Below are 4,295 nucleotides of genomic sequence, written 5' to 3'. Positions count from 1 at the left end.
TTAGGTAGGTCACAATGAGTTCTCCCCTCGCCGGCACGTCAGTCCTTTTCCTCGGTGGCATCGGCCCCGGTCCCTTTGCCGCGATGATGCTTGCGGACATGGGAGCCAGTGTTACCCGCGTGGTCCGCCCAGGAAATCCTCCCGCTGTGGTCCCGCACAGTATCCTCTACCGCGGGCAAGAGGTTCTGGAGGCTGATCTTAAGGACTCAGGGGACATCGACAAGCTGCGTGAGCGCCTAGCCACGACGGATATCCTCATCGAAGGTTTCCGTCCCGGGGTGGCCGAACGCCTCGGCCTCGGCCCAGAGGAAGTGCACGCGATCAACCCAGCGCTGGTTTATGGGCGAATCACTGGCTGGGGTCAATCTGGCCCGCTTGCCCACACCGCCGGCCACGACATCAACTACATCGCAGTCTCCGGTGCGCTACACCCCATCGCGGGCAACGATGGTGCTCCTGTTCCACCGGTCAATTTCCTTGGGGATTTCGGCGGCGGCTCGATGTACTTGGTGACAGGCCTTCTGGCGGGCGTGCTGCAGGCGAAGAACACCGGCCGCGGCTGCGTGGTAGATGCCGCTATTGTCGACGGTGCCGCCAACCTCACCGCCATGCTGCATGCCTTCCGCGCTGAAGGCCAGTGGCAGGAACGCGGGACAAACCTTCTAGACGGAGGTGCTCCGTTTTATAGCGTCTACCGCACGGCCGACGACCAGTGGATGGCCGCCGGCGCCATCGAACCGCAGTTTTATGCGCTCATGGTGAAAGGCCTCGGGCTTGACGATGAGTTGAGCGGATTTGAGCAAAATGATCGCGGCTCGTGGCCGACCATGAAAGAGATCATTGCCCGGCGCTTTGCGGAGAAGACCCAAGCGGAATGGATCGATATCTTCCGCGGCAGCGATGCCTGCGTCACAGAGGTCGTCTCCCCCGAGGACGTCCTGGTGCACCCGCACCTTGCAGCACGTAACACCTATGTCTCTGCCGAGGGCCACACGGAGCCGGCGGCGGCCCCGCGCTTTCTCTAGCTCAGGCCGGGGATGAGTGCGTTGACGCCGAGCATCAACGCCAGCGTTGCCAGCGGAATGATGATGGTCACCACAGCAATGTCCTTGTAGGACAGACGGTGCGTCATGCCGCAGACGATTAGCATGGTAAGCACCGCGCCGTTGTGTGGCATGGAGTCGAAAGATACTGAGGCCATCGCGGTCACGCGGTGCATCAGCTCGAGGCTGATTCCCTGTTCCGTGGCCAACTGCGCCAGCTGGTCTCCCAAGGTCTGCATCGTGATGGACAGACCACCTGAGGAGGAACCTGTGATGCCGGAGATGACGGCGGTGGAGACCGTGGAAACCACCAAGGCGTTATCGGAGATTCCCATCATGTTGCTCTTGACCACGGTAAAGACTGCCAGCGCAGCAATCACCGCGCCATAGCCAACCTCCGAGGCCGTGGTAAGGCACGGAAGGATTGCGTTCTTGGCGCCATCGGAGAATTCCTTAATGGACTCGGCGGCCCGCTTAGGGAACATCGCCACGATGACGAACACCGCGCAGGCCAAGGCGACAGTCGGTGACCAGATACCCAACAGCGCATCGAGGTTGGTCTCACCGTATTTCTCTTCAGCTAAGTAGGAGGTGTCCAGTACTTTCGACATCCCGTAGACCATGGCGAAGTTGACCGCGATGACAACGGCGATGGGCGCCAGCCCCAGCAATCCCTGCACCTGGACAGAAGGCTCTGCTTCAGCTCTGGCGTGAGTGGCCACTCGGCCACCGGAGTTGGTGTCGAAGGATTCTCCGCCGATTTCTACACTTGCTTCTTCCCCGCTGTCGCCGATTCCCTCGGGTGTCTCTATGACCTTGCCGTCAGCATCGAGCGGCTCAAACGCCTCACCTTTGGCGCGGAGGGTTCGCACGCGGTATTCGAGCCACGCCGTTCCCGCTGCCAGCATGATGGCGGAAGAGATGAGACCGAAGAGCGGTGCCGCGTAGACGTTGGTACCGAAGTAACTGGTGGGGATTGCGTTATGGATCTGTGGTGAGCCAGGAAGACCGGCCAGCGCGAAGGTGATGGTTCCCAGCGCAATCGCTCCGGGCATGAGGCGCTTTGGAATCCCAGACTCTTTGAACAGTGCTGTCGCGATGGGCACGATGGTAAAGGCCACGACCCACGCGGATACACCGCCATAGGTCAGCAAAGCGGTGGCGATGACCGTCGAGAACATCGCGCGCTTTGGCCCGAATAACGCGGTAATACCGCGAGCCAAGTACCGGGCGAGCCCGGTAGAAGTCATGAGGAAACCGAAGATCGCGCCGAAGAGGAAAAGCGGGAAATACTTGGTGACAAAGTTTCCGGCCGCCGGCATAAAGATTTGGGTATAGGTAGCCAGGATTGGCTCCCCTGAGAAAATCACCGCGATCAGCGCCGCGAAGGGAGCAACAACCACCACGGAGTGCCCGCGATAGGCCATTACGACAAGAAAAATCAGGGAGAGAATCACCCCGATGAATGAGATAACCATCGTTTCTACCTCACAGTCTTGGTCATCTAAGGCAAGAGGGTGAATCACCCTTCCTGCGCGTGCGGCGCCGGTACCATGTCCTCTATGGAGGAAAAAGCAGCTTCGACGCGGGAGAGAATTCTCGAATGTTCACGCGAGCTTTTCAGCGAGCAGTCCTTCTCACAGGTGTCGATGAAGGACATCGCGGAAAAGGCCGATGTATCTGTCGCGCTGATTGTGAAGCACTTCCACAACAAGGAAGGGCTCTTTGAGGCCACGGTGGATTTCACCGCCTCCTCGGCAGCACTCTTTGCCGGTTCCTTCAGCCAACTGGGGCGTACCGCAGTGGTGGAAACTCTTACAGCACCGCATAACGCCCCTTATTCCATGGCCCGGACGATTTCGGTCGCTAGCGGCGATTATCAGACTCTCGGAGCCATTGGCAAGCGGATTAAATCAGATTTGTTGGATGTCCTGGCCTCCCGGATCCGCGCGGAATCCGGGAACCACTCCCCTTCGCCGGAGCTGAGAGCCCAATCAGCGCTTGCGCTGCTCATGGGCTTGTCGTTCATGCGGCGCTTTGGCGATACCGAGTTCGCAGCTTTTTCTAGCGAGGAACTCATCGAGTACTATGCTCCGCTGCTCCAGGGCATCTTGGACGGAGACCAAGCGCCCTAGGCGCTCTAAGCGAGCTAGAGCACCTAGGAGGCCTTAGGAGCGCTTAGTCTGTTCCTTTGGAGCGAACCTCGGAGATAATAGCGGAGAAGTCGAGGCCGCCGTGGCCTTCGTCCACGAAGGAGGCGTACTGCTCTTCCGCAATCCGGCCCAGAACTGTATCCGTCTTGGTGTCGTCAGCCGCGGCCATAGCCAGCTTGAGATCCTTGAGCATAAGGGCGGCGGCGAAGCCTGGCTTGAAGTCATTGTTCGCCGGTGAGCTCGGCACGATATCCGGAACCGGGGCGTTGACGGACAGCGACCAAGAGTTGCCGGTGGCGTTGGAGACGACATCGTAGAAGGCTTGGTGGTCCAGCCCTAGGCGCTCGCCGAGGACGAGTGCCTCCGCCAGGACGATCTGTTGGACCGCGAGGATCATGTTGTTGCACGCCTTGACCGCCTGGCCGTTGCCGATATCGCCGCAATGGGTTACGGACTTGCCCATGATGTCGAGCAACGGCTTGACCTTTGCAAAGTCTTCGGCCGTACCGCCGACCATGAAGGCAAGCGTTCCCGCCGCCGCCCCAGCAATACCACCGGAGACCGGTGCATCGAGGAAGGCAGACCCGGCCTTGCTCACCGTGTCCGCGAGCTCACGGGCTTCCGCGACCGCGATGGTGGAGACATCAACGTAGGTTTTAGCATCTTCATTGGCTGCGAGGATCGACTCGATGACCTGCTTGACCAGCCCGCCATTGGGGAGGCTGGTAAAGACTACCTCGGCGCCCTGCGCGGCTTCCTCCGCGGTCTCGATGACCGTGATGCCCTGCTCGGCGGCATGATCCCGGGCTTCCTCCACGACGTCGAATCCGCGGACCTCGTGCCCGGCCTTCGCCAGGTTGGCGGCCATAGGACCGCCCATGTTGCCCAATCCGATAAATGCGATAGTCGTCATTGCGTTCTCTCCTTACATGACCGGCATGGTGAACTGAGGACCCGCGGAGTCATCACTAGGCCAGCGCGAGGTGACGGTCTTGGTCTTGGTGTAGAAGCGGAAGGAATCCGGACCGTGCTGGTTGAGGTCGCCGAAACCGGAGGCCTTCCAGCCGCCGAAGGTGTGGTAGGCAATCGGCACCGGAAT

Annotated in this window: 4 protein-coding genes and 1 pseudogene; 2 read left to right on the top strand and 3 right to left on the bottom strand. The window is 60.2% G+C overall.

Features of this window, described 5'->3' with window-relative positions; genetic code table 11:
• Positions 1–14 precede the first annotated feature (14 nt).
• Positions 15–1,025: a CaiB/BaiF CoA-transferase family protein gene (locus RDN59_RS11570; protein ID WP_308607966.1), complete on the top strand. Its 1,011-nt coding sequence runs from the start codon at positions 15–17 to the stop codon at positions 1,023–1,025.
• Here RDN59_RS11570 and RDN59_RS11565 read toward each other — a convergent pair.
• Positions 1,022–2,521, bottom strand: a complete 1,500-nt coding sequence (locus tag RDN59_RS11565; RefSeq protein WP_308607965.1) for a GntP family permease — start codon at positions 2,519–2,521, stop codon at positions 1,022–1,024. The genes RDN59_RS11570 and RDN59_RS11565 overlap by 4 nt on opposite strands.
• Before the next feature lie 75 nt (positions 2,522–2,596).
• On the opposite strand from RDN59_RS11565, the gene RDN59_RS11560 reads away from it, so the two are divergent.
• The gene (locus RDN59_RS11560; RefSeq protein ID WP_308607967.1) at positions 2,597–3,178 is read left to right on the top strand and encodes a TetR/AcrR family transcriptional regulator; all 582 of its coding nucleotides are present in this window, start codon (positions 2,597–2,599) and stop codon (positions 3,176–3,178) included.
• A 43-nt stretch (positions 3,179–3,221) separates the two neighbouring features.
• Here RDN59_RS11560 and mmsB read toward each other — a convergent pair whose 3' ends face one another.
• A complete protein-coding gene (gene mmsB / locus RDN59_RS11555) occupies positions 3,222–4,109 on the bottom strand; it encodes a 3-hydroxyisobutyrate dehydrogenase (RefSeq protein ID WP_308607964.1) in 888 nt (295 codons plus the stop codon).
• Between the two features lie 12 nt (positions 4,110–4,121).
• Positions 4,122–4,295 (bottom strand): annotated as a pseudogene (locus tag RDN59_RS11550) (methylmalonate-semialdehyde dehydrogenase (CoA acylating)); the annotation flags it as partial.

This window comes from uncultured Corynebacterium sp., assembly GCF_902489365.1.
Classification (GTDB): Bacteria; Actinomycetota; Actinomycetes; order Mycobacteriales; family Mycobacteriaceae; genus Corynebacterium.
This window is presented reverse-complemented; position numbering and strand designations above follow the sequence as displayed.